Consider the following 16,654-nt stretch of genomic DNA (forward strand, 5'->3'; position numbering starts at 1 on the left):
TCAATCAATAAACCTATGAACAGGAGACTGTAAGTAAAAAAGTGGTCAACTAAAAATGGCCACTGTATTTACATATATGAGAGACCAAGCAATAAGTTCACTACTAGGGCACGAAAGATGCCCGTTCTTGCTGAATCAAATAGCTTCCATTTAACAAACACATCCTCCTTTCGATTTGATCGCCTCCATCCCATTGCAATTCGTTTCGCAGTATTTCTGGAATGTTGAAGAAATCTTCACCATCATTGATCTTCTCAATTTTTACTTTCATTGCTGCGTAAAACCTTATTTTATTTTCATAATGGGTTATGACACACTTATGTTAGTACTATCGAACAAGCCTATTAATTCATCAATTAACTCAACGTTATTTCAACGAAACATCGACGTTGCCCCAGCTCTTCAATAGAACGACCTACACTTTTCCTAAAGTTTGTCATACTAAATTAAGAACACGTCGGTTGGTCAATCAACAGGGTTGATATGCTCACAAGCAGCCGTATTGCGCACTGTATAATAGGAGGCACTTCATGCCAAGCGAACAATGGAGTAAAGACAGCTTGAATACACTTTCAGTGATAACGGTGGGCGGCCAGCACTATCACTATTACTGCCTGTCAAAAGCTGAAAGCACATTAGGCGATCTAAGCCAATTACCTTTTTGTCTGAAAGTCCTGCTGGAAAACCTTTTACGTAATGAAGACTCTTTTACTGTCACTAAAACGCATATAAGTGCTATGGCAGAGTGGTTAAAATCGCGCAGGTCTGATACCGAGATCCCATTTCGACCAGCTCGAGTTCTCATGCAGGATTTTACTGGCGTTCCAAGTGTAGTGGATCTGGCAGCGATGCGGGAAGCGGTCCGGCTGTCAGGTAAAGACCCTGCATTAATTAACCCTTTAACCCCTGTTGACTTAGTGATTGACCACTCGGTGATGGTTGACCGCTTCGGTGATACTTCATCCTTCAAAGATAATGTAAGTATTGAAATGCAACGAAACCAAGAACGGTATGAATTTTTAAGATGGGGGCAACAAGCTTTTGATAACTTCCGCGTGGTTCCTCCAGGAACGGGGATCTGCCACCAAGTAAACCTCGAGTATCTAGGTAAGACCATCTGGTATAAAGAGTTCGACGGAAAAACGATTGCCTACCCTGATACGCTTGTAGGGACCGATTCTCATACAACAATGATTAATGGCTTAGGCATTTTAGGTTGGGGAGTTGGCGGCATAGAAGCAGAGGCGGCCATGCTAGGCCAACCAGTTTCTATGCTCATCCCTGAGGTTGTCGGCTTCAAAATTACCGGAAAATTGCGTGAAGGCATTAATGCGACCGATCTTGTGCTCACCGTGACCGAGATGTTACGCAAAAAAGGGGTCGTTGGTAAATTTGTCGAGTTCTATGGGGATGGATTGAAAGATATGCCCGTCGCCGACCGAGCGACAATTGCCAATATGGCGCCTGAATATGGCGCAACATGTGGCTTCTTTCCGGTCGATGAGCAAACATTGAAATACCTAGAGCTTACCGGCCGAGAAGCATCTCAGATAGCTTTGGTTGAGGCTTATTCTAAGGCTCAAGGGTTATGGCGCGAGCCAAATCATGAACCGATTTACACTGATCACCTAGAACTTGATATGGGCAAAGTGGAAGCAAGTGTTGCCGGGCCGAAGCGCCCCCAAGATCGCGTTTCTCTTGAGAATATTAAGTCAGCATTCGACCTTTTCATGAAAACAACGGAAGTGACGCCACAGAAACAAGATAAGAAAATTAAACGAAGCGAAGATCAGAACAGTACCGACAGTAACGCTAACCCGATAAGCAATGCCAATTTAGATATCGACTGTGTGAAAACGCATCTTATGCCCGGTTCAGTAGTCATTGCAGCTATCACCTCATGTACTAATACATCGAACCCGAGCGTCATGATCGCCGCTGGGCTCCTAGCCCAAAAAGCAATAAAAAGAGGATTGCAAACCAAGCCTTGGGTAAAGACATCTCTTGCTCCGGGCTCCAAGGTAGTCACCGACTACTTGAAAGTTACAGGACTTCAGGAAAGCTTAGACCAACTGGGGTTTAACTTAGTGGGTTATGGGTGCACCACTTGTATTGGCAACTCCGGTCCTTTGCCGCCTGTCGTAGAAAAGGCCATTATAGATAACGATCTTACCGTCGCTTCAATGCTTTCAGGGAACCGTAATTTTGAAGGCCGGGTTCATCCTTTGGTGAAAACTAACTGGTTGGCCTCGCCACCATTAGTGGTCGCGTACGCGCTTGCAGGCAGTGTGCGGCTTGACCTAACTAAAGACCCTTTATGTATTGATGCGAATGGAAATAACGTCTATCTCAAGGATCTCTGGCCAACTCAGCAAGAAATCGATGAAGCCATGTTACGCGTGAAAACCGAGATGTTTCATAACGAATACGGCGAAGTGTTTGAAGGTGATGACAACTGGAAAGCGCTTAAAGCTCCGAGAAGCAAAGTCTACACCTGGTCCGACAAATCAACCTATATTCAACAGCCACCATTTTTCATCGGTATGCAAGCACAACCTGACACGATTGAGAACATTAAGAATGCGAGCATATTAGCGCTACTGGGTGATTCGGTTACGACCGATCATATCTCTCCAGCAGGTTCATTCAAACCAGACACTCCAGCAGGTATATACTTGCAATCTCATGGTGTGGAGTCCACAGATTTCAATTCTTATGGATCTCGACGAGGAAACCATGAAGTCATGATGAGAGGGACATTTGCCAACGTGCGGATTCGAAATGAAATGCTGCAGAATATAGAAGGTGGCTATACCACGTATATACCCACCGGTGAGCAAATGACGATTTACGATGCAGCCATGAAGTATCAAGAAAATAACACCCCTTTGGTTGTGATAGCTGGGAAAGAGTATGGAACAGGATCGAGCCGAGATTGGGCTGCAAAAGGCACCCGACTGTTAGGTGTGAAGGCAGTAGTGGCCGAGTCTTATGAACGAATTCATCGTTCTAACCTCATCGGTATGGGCGTTATACCGTTACAGTTCCCAAAAGGTACCGACAGGCTAAGCCTTGGACTCTGTGGTAAAGAAACCATAACTGTAGAAGGTCTATCAGGAGATATTCAACCGGGGCAGACTTACACCATGCTTATAAACTATCCCGATGGCACGAATAAGCGCTGCAATCTGTTATCGCGCATCGACACGAGCACTGAAGCTACCTACTTCAAACATGGTGGTATTTTGCATTATGTGGTTCGGGAAATGCTAAAAGAAAAATCATAGCAAGTTAAGTCGGCTTATCTGGAATGCAGTGCCTACTGAGGCTTGAAGGTGAGCCGTTTCCTTGCTTGAGGGTATCTTCAGAAGCGCCTTAGAACTACCAACTTAGTACGGTCTCAATAGGAACAGGTATGGTACTTGATCTCCAACTTCCCAGTTTGAGACTTTAGCGCCAACTTCAACAATTTCACCGGAGACCCCTGGTATCGAATTTTTAAGCATTGATAGGCTTTATAAATCAATCCCACCGATAACGATAGTTCATACTGGCAAGATTTCGACTATCAATAGGTGGTATATTATGTGCTGTAATAGCAGTTGCATTTAAATGCAACTATACTCTTATGAGAAGCAATTAACTATGCTCAGGAATAAGGATTTGACATTGAAATTAAATAGCTATTTTAAGCTATGCCTTACGATCATAAGCATCATTTTAAGCCACTCGCTTTACGCTAAAGAGCAATGGAAAGTTTTGGTCGTACATTCGTATCACACAAATTTCCCTTCGTATAAATCTATTGAAATAGGGTTGAGTAACGCTTTAAAAGGACAAAATATTGAACTAGACGTCCACTACATGGATTCAAAAAGATTTCCCGGGAAAACGAACATAGATAACTTTAAAGCTTCTTTATCACACAAGCTTAAAGTATCAAAAACAAGTTATGACTTAGTTCTAAGTACGGATGACAACGCGCTAAACTTTGTGATCAATAACAGGGAAGGGTTATTTAAAAGCCTTCCTATAGTGTTTATGGGAGTAAACGATCAAAAAAAATCGATTAGTTTATCTCACGATTCAGATATCAAAGGCGTTATGGAGCACACTCCTTTAGAAGAAAACGTCAAATTAATTCAATCTATTCATCCTAGAATTAGTACATTAACAGTTATTGTAGACTCTTCAACTTCTGGCCAAGCTGACTTGGTGGAGCTAAAAAATAAGATAAATAACTCAAGCGAATTCCTGAGAGTTTTAGACTTATCATATTTAACATGGGAAGAATTGTCGGGGAAACTTTCTTTATTAGACAGGGAAAAAAATCCAATCATACTTTTATCTGCATATCAAGATTCCAATAGCAGCCACTTGAGTTTTGATGAGTCACTTACCTTTATTACTAATAATACAGAAACCTCAATATATCATCCATATAAACATGGTATTGGTCAAGGAGCTACTGGTGGTATTATTTTGAGTCATGAGGTACAAGCTTTTATCGCTGGGGAGTTGATTTTAAAAACTCTTAACATCGATAATATTGAACTGCCTGATATTATAACAAAGGCTCCTACTATTGCATATTTTGATTTTATACAGTTGAAAAAAAATAACATAGACATTAAAAGACTACCTATTAATAGTATTTATATTAATGAACCTCAATCTTTCTACAAAAAAAATCAAGATATTATTTCAATATTATTGTTGTTGGCTGTAACAGTACTCTTTGCATTGTTGTCATACGTATTCATCAGACAAAAAATAATTAATAACGAACAACTAAAACTTAAATCAATTTTAGATACGGTAGATGATTACATATATCTTAAAAATCGACAGGGAAAATATATTTATGCTAATAAAAAGATGCGTGAGCAGTTTAACCAATATGTAGATACTGTATCTGGAAAGAAAGACACTGATTTTTTCCCTCCTGAGATAGCTAATGAAATTAATACTATCGACAACAGTGTTATGGATACTGGTGTTGAATATTGTGAAATAGAAACTTACTGGCGAAGAGATTCTGGACAACAACAAACAGTAAATACACGAAAAGTGCCGTTATTCGATAAAAGTGGTAATGTGTATGCTCTATGTGGTGCATCGACTGATATTACACAGCTTAAACAACAAGAAAAAATCATTGAGCAAATCGCTTACCTTGACCCTACACATGGCCTAATTAATCGAGTAGACTTATACACACAATTGTCTAATGCAATGTCTCGAGCAGTCAATACTTCTTCAACACTCCTTCTCGCTATTATAGATATTGATAATTTTAAACATGTGAACTCAAAGTTTGGACATACATTTGGAGATGAATTTCTTAATGATTTTCACTTTAAAATCAGCAATTTAATAAAAGAAAATGGAGCTGTGATTCGTTTGAGTGGGGATGAGTTTTACATCATTATCGAAAAACTAAGTGATGATGTCTACAATGACTTTTCTTATTTTAAGAATCAACTCCCGCTAAATCTTTCGCATAAAGGTTCTCAATGCGAACTTACCGTTTGTGCTGGTATAAGTACTTTTCCAAACGAAACATACGCAAAACCTGAACAACTAATAAGACAGTCTGAATTTGCCCTTTATGAGGCGAAACAACAAGGCCAAAACCAAGTTTACTTTTTGCATGAAGGTGACAGAATTGAATTAAATGAACACAATATTAAGAATGAAATACTTCGAGGTCTACATGACAATCAGTTTATCTTTCACTTCCAACCTAAAGTCTGTACTAGGGATAATTCATTAGTCGGTTGTGAGGCTCTTATCAGATGGAATCACCCAATTAAGGGACTTCTTGGACCTGGACAATTCTTACCTGAGATCTATAAGCTTGGTTTGTCAGACACCCTTGATAATTGGGTTATCAATAAAGCCCTCGATACAATTCAACATTGGCGTTCAATTGGTTATCACTGCCCTTTAAGTATTAATATATCACACTCTTTTATAGCTAAAGAACTTGCTCTTATACTCAAAGAGAAAGTGTTACAGGGAAATGAAAAGAATTTATTATTACTCGAAGTTGAAATATTGGAAACGCATGCTGTCGACAATATAGAGACGGCAGCAGAATCAATAAAGAAATGTAAAGAGTTTGGGGTTTCGTTTTCTATCGACGATTTCGGTACTGGTTATTCTACATTAACATATTTGCAGAAATTACCAATTAACACACTAAAAGTAGATCAGAGGTTTATAAGGCATACAATTAGAGAAACAGAACGTGGTATTCTAAAAGGGATTTTAGTTTTCTGTGAGGTATTAAATCTACAGCCTATCGTCGAAGGTGTTGAAACCTTAGAACAACTTAAAGTTCTACAAGAACTGGGTTATGATACTTTCCAAGGATACTTTATATCTAAACCTTTAAACGAAGTCGATTACTTAAAATGGCTTTCTAAAAAAACACCTGCTCGTGGTAATAATATCGTTGGTTCGAGAGAGAGTAACTCAACTTTTAAGCCACTCTTAATATAGCCCCGAGCTTTATCTAAATATCGGTTCAATATAAAAATTCGTACTTCGTGAATATTGAAATGATTTAGTGGGTTAATCCTGCAACAAAAGGTTGGGACTTTTTTCATTATCTAATCCTCTTAAATATCTAAGGACCATACTGTCACTTTTCCAGTCTCCTAACTGTATTAATTGGGTTAGGCTTAACCCGGTGGCATAACCATCTTGCAGCGCACCAACACGGCTAGAGTGGCCACTCCAGATGTCTCGATGATGACGCTTGCTAGTTACAACGTCACCTGATTGTTCTAAACATCGATGTGCACGTTGGTAAATTCTATCAACGGTCATGCCAGACATTGGTGTTTCTCTGTACGCCGCTGGCCTCTGGCCTTTTGATGTAAGCCAACTGAAGATATATTCATTGTCTTCTAGATTGTCACAATACTCTATTAAATACGTGCGAAGAATGGACGCAAAGCGACCTGTTAATCGCTTAGGCTCAGGGCTAATACTAGTTTTCGATGAGACACGATCAATGTTAACATCCCGATTATCCAATATCGTTATATGTTTTTTGCGTATAGCCCCAATTTCTGATTCACGTAGTAAAGTTCCATAAGCAACAGTAAGGACAGTTAAGTCTCTGAACCTCATCGGGTACTTGTGGTTACCCCAGGTATCCATTAGTTTATTTAAATGAACCTTCTTGAACGGTTTTGCTTGTAAATCAATAAGTTGTTCTCCTGTAATTTCCATTTCATCTTTCGGAAGCGAAGTGAAAAAGGTTTTCACAGAGAGCTTTTTTGTTATGTCTTCAATTTCCATTATTTTATGGAACAAACTTAACTGGGCTCGATATTGTCGAAGGGTATTAATTTTCACACCTTCGATTTTTAATGCTCGGAACCAATTTAATAAGATGTGTTCATTAATAGGGAAACTATATATTGCTTCGGCTTTACAATAATAGTCCCACTTTCGCAGTACGAAGGACAACATCTTTAATGTGTTTGTGCTGAGACCGCCGCGATTGTCATCAAACACCTGCAGTTGTTTTAGAACTTTAGGCAACTCATGCCAATCAGGTGCAAAACTGTCAGTTAAGTCGGGCAACTGAACCTTAAATCGTTTGAGTGTTTCTTTTTGCGTTGACCACTGTTCTTGTGTTTCTTTTTGAGATTTTAAGTGTGACAGCGTCACTTGGTTTTGTTTGATAACTAGCTTTTTGCTATCCATAATAAATTCCACATCCATAGTGTGATATAAATGTAATTATATCACACTATTATGCTTTAGGTAACTTGGTATCCCTCAAACCAAGAAGCTATCTTTTTCTTGTGTTGTTAAATCTAGGCAAGCTCATGGAAGATAACCCTGACTTAACCTATGAGTTCGTACTACAGGCAATAATCGCTCATGCCGAATTAGAGCGCGGGAATACGACCTCTTATGAATTTAGCGAAAGTAACAAAGATTGAGCAAACTACGACATTTGCCAAGGCTGTAAAAAAGCTACACAAAAACCAGAAACAAGAGCTAGATAAAGCAGTGAAAGAGGTTACAGAAAACCCTTTTATTGGCGTGATGAAGAAAGGTAATTTGTCTTTTCTTAGGGTGCACAAGTTTAAGATAAACAAACAGCTCACCTTGCTCGGGTACAACTACAATGAAGACGGGACGTTAGTCTTGACCCTAATGGCGTTGGGCAGTCAGGAAACTTTTATCGAGATGTATCCAGAACATTTAGATGACTAAAGCCTCGCCAAGCACGAGGCTTTTTTGTGCCTGGTACTTTGTGTGGAACGAATGAGGTATATGTCTAATTATACTACATATTTTTTACGTACAGCGTTGATATGTAACCTTAAGTCTATCAGCATGCTTACCCAAGGCTAAGCTGCCTGTCGGCAGTGAAGTGTTAATTTCATCGCTGAAGGCTTGATTATTAAAGTGCTTTAGGGAAATAAGATGAGTAGATTACCAAAATCAATTATTAGATTTAACTCTGAATCACGCCCATTAGAAATACTCATTTGTGGTGGCAAAGAACCAAGTGATGCTCTGTCAACGCCAGTTTAAAATTGACCCACTTATCGACGTTATCGCCGAAGTAAAACTGACCCACCCACGTAATTAACTTCTACTTTCAGATAGATTCTCTAGAACCGTTGGTATGGTTCCAGCCGCCTTCTTTCCTCGTAATCGATAGCTTTCTCCACTGATTTGTACGATGTGCGAGTGATGAAGAAGTCTATCCAGTAACGCCGCCGTCAGTGTCGTATCGTCGGCGAACGCATTTGACCATTGAGAGAACGGCAAGTTACTGGTCACGATAATGCTGCCTTGCTCGTATCTTTTAGCGATGACGTTGAAGAACAAGTTCGCCTCTTCTCTGCCGAACGGTAGATATCCGATTTCATCGACGATAAGAAGCTTTGGAGCGAGCACGCTTCGTCTCAGGTAGCTTTCAAGCTTGCCTTGAGTTTTTGCTGTAGACAGTTGAAGCATTAAGTCTGCTGCTGTGATGAAGCGTGTCTTTAGACCCTTTTGAACCGCTATTTGACCAAGGCTCACAGCAAGGTGGCTTTTACCAACGCCACTTGGGCCAAGTAATATCACGTTTTCCTTTCGCTCAATAAAGGCTAACCCTGTTAGCTCCTTAAGCTGTTTTCTTGGAGCGCCTGTTGCGAACTTGAAGTCATAGTCATCGAATGTTTTCTCCATAGGGAAGCTGGCGAATTTGGTCAGCGTGGCTCTTGTGCGTTCAGCTCTCGCATCAAGCTCTGCGTTGAGAAGTGACTCTAAGTAATCGGCTAGGCTGAACTCACGACTATTAGCGACTTCTGCCAGTCTTGGCCAGTCCTGACCTATAGCTTGTAACTTCAGCGCTGCACAGGCCGCTTCGATGCGATTCATTTGAAGGTTCATACTCGTACCTCCAACAGCGCGTCATAGGTTGAGAGTGGGTGTTGGAAGCTCTCAACTGGCATTACATTATCACCCATTGTTAGCGGTACCATTAGGCGTGTCGGTGACGTGAGGGGTTGAAGTGTAAAGCGCTCTTCATCTAAGAGAACTTGAGGCTTTGTACCCGTCGTACCGTGGATCCGTTGGTGAGCGACGGTTTCTAACCACGCGCCGATATGCCCATTAAGAACATCGACGGTGACTTTAAGTCCGTGTTGTTTGAGTGTCGCTGCAAGCGGAGTAACGAAGCTACTTTTCAAGTAAGAGTTAAATCGCTCCACTTTCCCTTTGGTCTTTGCGCGATAAGGGCGGCAAGCTCTTGGTTTGAAGTTGTATTTCTTAGCGGCAGTGAGCAACATAGGATTCCATCGGTGTTCACCTTCACCGTAAGCATCTCGTTCTATCATGATGGCTTTTGCATTATCGAAGAGAACTTCTTTGGGTACGCCACCGAAGTATTCAAACGCTTCTTCAAGACCTTCAACCCAGTCTTCTTGTCGCTCTCGCTCGCAAAAGCGAACGAAGGTCGCTCTGCTATAACCAAGCGTTGCAACGAAGGCTTTAACACGTACGCCGTAATGCGTGATGGTAGTGAAGTCGACCTGCATCTGCTCACCAGGCTTTGTCTCGAATCGAACCACGGGGTCGACTGGCGTGCTAGGTTTGTATTGCTTGATGTGCTCCTTGAGCATCGTTATACCGCCCTCATAGCCAAGCGCTTTTAATTCACGAAGTAGGACTGTTGCTGGTATCCAATACGGTTTTGCTGCGTCAATGCGAGTACGCAAGTAGTCATGGTATGGCTGAAGTTTAGTTGGTCGCGATTGACGCTCGGGGTACACGAGGGCTTTGCTTCTATCACGGAGATAGTTACGAACGGTATTCCTTGAGATACCCAAATCCTTGGCGATACGGCGGATGCTGCACCCTTGCTGATGTAAAACATGTATTTCCACTAGTTGCTCCTGATTGATCATAATCCGCCGCTTTGTCCATTTACGAACGGATAGTTTGCCTCAAGTGGGTCAATTTTAAATCGGCGTTAGTGGGTCATTTTTACATCGGCGCTGACAGCTCCTTGGACAAACCGATTTATTGGCTTCTACCTGTTTGGCAGCGCGACTTAGTCTCGACAGTTGAGCAGAAAGCTGCCTTTATTGAATCGGCTTTTATGGGCTAGGTTCTGTAATGATTAGTGAGCTTGATTGGCCTAACCGACAGAAAGCGAGTTCTGAAGAAATCAAAAACTACCTCAACACCTACAAACTGATCGAAAAAGAACTTAAGGTTAGCTAACGCTGAAGGAAAGGTGGAATCTACACCCCTTGAAACACCTCGGGGATTAACAACATGAGAAGAATGGATAAGTTTTAGTGCGGTAAAAGCCCATGAACAGGGTGTGAATGAGTAAAAGGTCTCGCCAATAATAGGGCACTTCTGAATTGAGAAGTGCCATCTGTGAAGGTTCTGGTCATTTCTGAGTTACGATCTCTGGAGTACGCTAATATTTCAGATTATTTCAAGTAGTCCTGCAATGAAGTTTGTATGTCTACAACGCGTAAATCTTCTTATCTACTTCACAGCTAATTTTCACCACGAGAGTTTTTATAAGAAGACACCCGCAGTAATTCGCACTACTGGCAATTAAAGCTGTTTACGGTTGTGAGATTGCAATAAATGTTAATTCATTAAGCATTTGAGCACTTCCTTGTGTTAGCCTTGAAAACTTATCCAATGGCTAATTTTGTCTCCGCAAAACGCAGTTTTTTCTGGCGTGGGCTGGCTAAAAAGTACGCAAAGGTTAATGGTCCCAATCTTCCCATATACATCATAAAGATGATAATGAGTTCACCCGATGCGGAAAGCTGACCTGTTAAACCACGAGATAAACCCACCGTACCTAATGCTGAAACCGCTTCAAACACGACATCTATCATCGGGGCATTTTCCGTCAACAGTAATGCAAAGATGGCTAACCACGTCACCACAACCGAAATCATCGTCAGTGCAAGAGCTTTGCTGATCGTATCTTTCGCGATTTCACGTTTAAACACATGGATTTGCTCATCACGACGTAAGTAAGCGTACGTCGATAAAATCAATACCATAAAGGTGACAACTTTGATGCCACTTGCGGTACTTAACGAACCACCACCAATGAACATCAGCACTAGAATAATTGCCGTTGTTGCATCTTCGAGTTGGTCAATCGCAAGTGTATTAAAGCCTGCGGTTCGTGGAGTCACGGCCTGAAACCAAGAAGCCAGCCACTTACCGAGTTCGCTGAGTGGCGCTAAGGTGTTGGGGTTATCACGCTCGATTAGGTAGATAGCTATCAATGCCACGGCATTGATAAGCACGGTTCCCGTTATCATCATGCGGCTATAAACCGTCAGCTTTGACCAGCGACGGTTTCGCTTTAAATCCATCCAAACCGAAAAGCCTAACCCGCCAATGATAAATAATCCTGTAATCGTCAGGTTAACGACGGGGTCATCCACATAAGGCATTAAGCTATCAGCACTTAAGGCAAACCCTGCATTATTAAATGCACTGATGGTATAGAAAAAACCGTGAAATAGACTGGTTGCCCAGCCAAGCTCATCGCTCCAATACCAGGTCAGTATGGTCATCCCAACCAGTTCGACGGTCAGAGCAAACATAAGCACGGATTTAGCGGTCGCAACAAGCGTTGAGGAGTCGGTTTGATTAAATGCTTCTCTTGCGACGGTACGCTCTAAAAAGCCGATTTTCCCTCCCAAAGCAATCAAGGTCACAATAGCAAAGGTCATGAGTCCGAGGCCACCACACTGAATGAGTAAAGCGATGACAACTTGCCCAAATAAGGTGAACTGAGTGCCTGTATCAACCACCACTAGCCCTGTCACCGTTACGGCTGAGGTAGCCGTGAACAAACTCTGTATCCAAGTGATAGGCTCATGAACCGCGATAGGCAGTTTGAGTAATGCCGTACCCAGCAAGATGAGCAGTAAAAAGCTGCCACTTAAAATTAGTGGCGGCGCACCCACTATTTTTTTTCCTGACTTGGGTTTACGTTCTATCGGCGTGATAGAGGGATGCCACTGAACCATATCACACCAACCTTGGAGCGAGGTATTTTAGCTCAGCGCGAGTGCCGCACAACAGAATGATATCATTCGCTTTCAAGACAAAATCATGACCAATTTGATTGAGCACGTCTTGTTCACGTTTGATGAGAACCGTTTGCACACTGCCTTTGGCATCACCAAGAATTTGTCCAATCGGTGTGTCGTGTAATGACGCTCTGATATGAATTTCAACCACATACAAGCCATGACCTAAGGACAAGTAGTTATTCACCATAGGGTAGTTTAGTGCCTGAGCGACACGCACGCCCATTTCCTCTTCTGGATGGATAATACGTCGAACGCCAAGTTTCGACACTATGGTGTGATGTGCTTTGGTACTGGCCTTAACCCAAATCTCTTTAACACCGAGATTTTTCAATGCCAAAGTGCAAAGCAAACTTGACTGCATATCTTCCCCAATCGCGATCAATACCGCTTCACTGTTGCCAAGATCTAATTCACGCAGCGCATTCTCATCGGTAGAGTCACAAATAATGGCTTGCGTTAACTCCTCGACATATTTCTCAACAATTTTTGGGTCGCGATCAACGCCCGTCACTGTGTGTCCTAGATGGATCAATTCAAGACTGGCCGCGATACCAAAACGCCCAAGTCCAATGACAGTAAAATGTGCCATAACAATACCTTTATTATTTTTTCCAAAAGTGGGGCAATAACATGGCTATGGCTAACACCGTGAAGTATTCCAGTCGGCCAAGGATCATTGCCAGATTTAATATCCAGATGCCTGTATCAGAAACAGGTTGAAAATTGCTTGCTACCACGCCAAAACCAGGGCCAAGCACATTGATACACGCCACCACTGCGGTAAAAGACGACCAAAAGTCCAGTCCTATTGCCATCATCAGCAAAGTGAACACCACGGTGGTCAGCGCTGCCAGAGACATAAAAGCCATCACGGCATTGGTCACATCAGAGGTTACAACACGCCCTTGATAACGGATCGGCAAAATGGCTCTGGGGTGGGTAAGCTGACGAATTTCTCGGCGAATCACTTTAAACGTGATGATATCGCGCACAAATTTATTGCCCCCTGCGGTTGAACCTGAGCAACCACCAAGATAGTCACAAAACACCAAAAAGAGAGCGCTTGCCGCAAGCCAACTGCCCAAATTCGCCGCCCCAAATCCTGTGCTGGTCATAAATGAGACGACACTGAACATGGCAAAACTTAGTGAGGTAAGAAAATCGTCATAGGCAGAATGGCTAAAAATATACCAGCCAAAAACAAAGGAGAGAGCAATCGCTGTAAGAATAAATACTCTTGACTCTTCATCAGAGACATACAGACGTAGCCCTGCAAAACCACTTCGAAATACTCGAAAATGAAGACCAAAACTGATCGCGCCCAACATCATGAAAATGTTAGATAGCATAAGGATAAGGTGACTTTCAAAATGCCACATACTGGCGTCATGCGTCGAGAACCTGCCCGTTGAAACCGTGGTAAAACTGTGCGCAATAGCATCGTAAGCCGACATCCCTGCAAGATAGTAAGCCAACGCACACGCAACGGTAATCGCCAAATAGACACCCCATAGATAGTGCGCCGTCTTATTGATACGGGGCGAAAGCTTGTCATCTTTAATTGGTCCAGGCGTATCTGCTTTAAGCAGTCGCATTCCTCCAACATTGAGCATGGGCAATACCGCAACGACAAAAATCACCACGCCTAACCCACCCATCCACTGAAGAAATTGACGATACAAGAGAAAAGATTTTGGCATATCGTCCAAGCCAGCCAGGATGGTGGCACCTGTGGTGGTTAAGGCACTGATGGACTCAAATATTGCGTCAGTCATACTGACTTTGGTAACGAAATGGATCGACAATGCACCTAAGAAGCCTGTTAATGCCCAAGTTAAACTGGCAAACATTAACGCATCTCGAAACGTGACTTTATGCAGATCACTTTTTCGCAATAGAACAGATAACAAAAAAGCAGAGAGCATCATTACCGCCGAAGGAGAAAAAAGTCACCTGAAATATGATCTTGAAATACAAACAGCGACAATAAGCCAAATGAACCTTGCACAATCCCCATCCAAAGCATGGGCATGACAAAGAGTCGAACGGTGTTCTTGAGATTAATCACGAGGTGGCTCCATCGAAACTAGACGGTAACCAATCCCTGATTCGGTTTTAATGAGCTGTTGTTCGTCTGCACTGTCGTTGAGTTTTTTGCGCAACTGGCTAACCAGTACGCGCAGATAATGGGTATCGTCGGTATGACTTTCGCCCCACACCTCTCTCAACAAGTCTGTCTGTTTCACAAGTTGCCCTGGTGTAATCATGAGCATTTCAAGAAACGCAAACTCCTTTTTGGTCAGAATGACTTCGGTATCGTACAGCCAGCATTGATGGGTACTTTTTTGTAACTTGATCCCACTAAAAGTAACGATATCCTCGCTAAAATGGTCACTGACCAAGTCTCGCAGTAATACCTTAATCCGTACAATAAGTTCTTTAATGCCAAACGGCTTACTGAGATAGTCGTTAGCTCCTGCTTCAAGCAAGCGGATCTTCTCTTCTTCTTGATCGCGTGCCGTTAGAATGAGCACGGGTGTTTTACTTGACTGACGGATCATCGAGAGGAACTCGATACCATCACCATCAGGCAATCCCAAATCGAGCACCACCACATGCGGCTGAACACGCTCAAATTGCACTTTTGCCGTGGCTAACGAGTCTGCTCCCACGTAATCAAAGCCTTCAGACGCTAATGAAATGCGCATAAACGTTTGGATTTGAGGCTCATCATCCACCACCAGTATTTTGTAGTTCACTACTGCTCTCCTTGTTGACTGCTTGGTAGCGAAATCCTAATCAGACAACCTTGTTGCAGTTCTACACATTCGATATGACCTTGATGGGCTGAGACCACGCCTTTTGCCACACTCAACCCAAGGCCTGAGCCAGAATCGTCACTTCTTTTTTCCTTGCCCGAATAAAACAACTCGAACATTCGTTCTGCTTCATCAGGTTGCAGTGATTGGCCTTGGTTGTAGACATCAATCATCACATTCTGCTGACTCTGATAAATTGTCACACTGACCTGTTTATCTTTGGGGGAATAGCGCAGCGCATTGTCTAATACATTAAATAACGCCTGCTCTAGCAAAGCCCGACTGACATCAACCAATGAAACCGCCCCATTGACGACAACCTCAATACTTGTGATGGATGAAGAGAAACGGCCAATGACGCTTTTTACAATATGTACAATGGATTCTTGTTGCTTCTGGATGCGAACCACGCCGTGCTGCAATTTCGTCGCTTGCAAAAGGTTCTCTATGTATTGGTGTAAGCGATGGCTTTCTTTGATGGCACTGTCGAGCAGTTCATCCTTTTCTTTGGCTTGAAGTTGCGTCTGATATTCTTTGAAAGTGGTGAGATTGCCTATAATCCCCGCGAGCGGGGTTCTCAAATCATGAGATACGGAGAGCAAAATTTGGTGGCGTAGTTGCACTTGTTCTAGCGCATTTTGTTGGCGTCGATATCGTTCAGCGAGCTGGCTAGTGGTAAAGGCAACCACAATAAAAACAAGTAAGTTAATGATGTCATCTAGGTGGAACATCTGAAGCGAATACCGAGGCGTGGTAAAGAGGAAGTTGAAACTGACCGCTTCGGCAACCCCAGCCACATAAGCTATTCGTGAGTGACATTGAAGGGCAATCACAACGATAGAAAGCTGGAGTATCAGCAACACCGCGATGGTTGAGCCTAACCAGTGATCAAGTCCTAAAGAGACGACAAGTGCAAGAACAAACACCGACGCTGATAAAATATAACGCTTCTGTAGCCAACTCATTGCCATATAAGTCATTTGAAAGAAAATCTTAACAGCGACTCTATCAGATACGCAGTCAGGGTTCGCGTAAAAAAAGCGTAAAAAATGGCGAATTCTAGAGATGTTATATCCAATCAGAGGAAGCCACAAACAGCATCGTAACTTCCTCGACTTATGTATTGGTTAAGGCTTAGCCTAAACTTAATCAACTACAACCAATATCAATCTATTGTATGAATCAAAAGAAAATTTCGGGATAGAACTGCGGAAAGTTTCC

The 16,654-nt window shown here is 42.4% G+C and carries 12 protein-coding genes; 3 read left to right on the forward strand and 9 right to left on the reverse strand.

The features are described from left to right. Positions 1–103: 103 nt before the first annotated feature. Positions 104–271, reverse strand: a complete 168-nt coding sequence (locus tag ACFI6G_RS16625) for a hypothetical protein (protein ID WP_156155701.1) — start codon at positions 269–271, stop codon at positions 104–106. 259 nt (positions 272–530) lie between these two features. Here ACFI6G_RS16625 and acnA point away from each other — a divergent pair, with 259 nt between their 5' ends. Together acnA and ACFI6G_RS16635 are read left to right on the forward strand one after the other, a co-directional pair. Continuing rightward, the gene (gene acnA / locus ACFI6G_RS16630) at positions 531–3,287 is read left to right on the forward strand and encodes an aconitate hydratase AcnA (protein ID WP_046209546.1); all 2,757 of its coding nucleotides are present in this window, start codon (positions 531–533) and stop codon (positions 3,285–3,287) included. A gap of 382 nt (positions 3,288–3,669) precedes the next feature. Continuing rightward, positions 3,670–6,507: an EAL domain-containing protein gene (locus tag ACFI6G_RS16635; RefSeq protein WP_231576289.1), complete on the forward strand. Its 2,838-nt coding sequence runs from the start codon at positions 3,670–3,672 to the stop codon at positions 6,505–6,507. Between the two features lie 72 nt (positions 6,508–6,579). Here ACFI6G_RS16635 and ACFI6G_RS16640 read toward each other — a convergent pair whose 3' ends face one another. Then, on the reverse strand, positions 6,580–7,725 hold the full coding sequence (locus tag ACFI6G_RS16640; protein WP_046209545.1) for a tyrosine-type recombinase/integrase: 1,146 nt from the start codon (positions 7,723–7,725) through the stop codon (positions 6,580–6,582). Between the two features lie 213 nt (positions 7,726–7,938). Between ACFI6G_RS16640 and ACFI6G_RS16645 the strand changes: the two genes are divergently transcribed. After that, on the forward strand, positions 7,939–8,244 hold the full coding sequence (locus tag ACFI6G_RS16645; RefSeq protein ID WP_186731580.1) for a type II toxin-antitoxin system RelE/ParE family toxin: 306 nt from the start codon (positions 7,939–7,941) through the stop codon (positions 8,242–8,244). Between the two features lie 378 nt (positions 8,245–8,622). Here the strand turns inward: ACFI6G_RS16645 and istB are convergent, their stop codons facing one another. From istB to ACFI6G_RS16680, 7 genes are all read right to left on the reverse strand, one after another. Beyond that, positions 8,623–9,417, reverse strand: coding sequence for an IS21-like element helper ATPase IstB (gene istB / locus ACFI6G_RS16650; RefSeq protein WP_046209544.1), 795 nt, complete (start codon positions 9,415–9,417; stop codon positions 8,623–8,625). Next, positions 9,414–10,433, reverse strand: coding sequence for an IS21 family transposase (istA, locus tag ACFI6G_RS16655; protein WP_046209543.1), 1,020 nt, complete (start codon positions 10,431–10,433; stop codon positions 9,414–9,416). The genes istB and istA overlap by 4 nt, the downstream gene beginning before the upstream one ends. A gap of 750 nt (positions 10,434–11,183) precedes the next feature. Beyond that, entirely contained in the window at positions 11,184–12,548 is a 1,365-nt protein-coding gene (locus ACFI6G_RS16660; protein WP_046209542.1) for a TrkH family potassium uptake protein, read from the reverse strand. Position 12,549: 1 nt separating this feature from the next. Then, positions 12,550–13,203 carry a potassium channel family protein gene (locus tag ACFI6G_RS16665; RefSeq protein ID WP_046209541.1) on the reverse strand — a complete coding sequence of 218 codons (654 nt, stop codon included), beginning with the start codon at positions 13,201–13,203 and terminating at the stop codon, positions 12,550–12,552. A gap of 13 nt (positions 13,204–13,216) precedes the next feature. After that, positions 13,217–14,464, reverse strand: a complete 1,248-nt coding sequence (locus ACFI6G_RS16670) for a TrkH family potassium uptake protein (protein WP_261383627.1) — start codon at positions 14,462–14,464, stop codon at positions 13,217–13,219. A gap of 210 nt (positions 14,465–14,674) precedes the next feature. After that, positions 14,675–15,373, reverse strand: a complete 699-nt coding sequence (locus ACFI6G_RS16675; protein WP_046209540.1) for a response regulator — start codon at positions 15,371–15,373, stop codon at positions 14,675–14,677. Continuing rightward, entirely contained in the window at positions 15,373–16,398 is a 1,026-nt protein-coding gene (locus ACFI6G_RS16680; RefSeq protein ID WP_046209590.1) for a sensor histidine kinase, read from the reverse strand. Before ACFI6G_RS16680 ends, ACFI6G_RS16675 begins: the two co-directional genes overlap by 1 nt. Between the last annotated feature and the right edge of the window lie 256 nt (positions 16,399–16,654).

The organism is Vibrio sp. PSi01 (assembly GCF_054960695.1).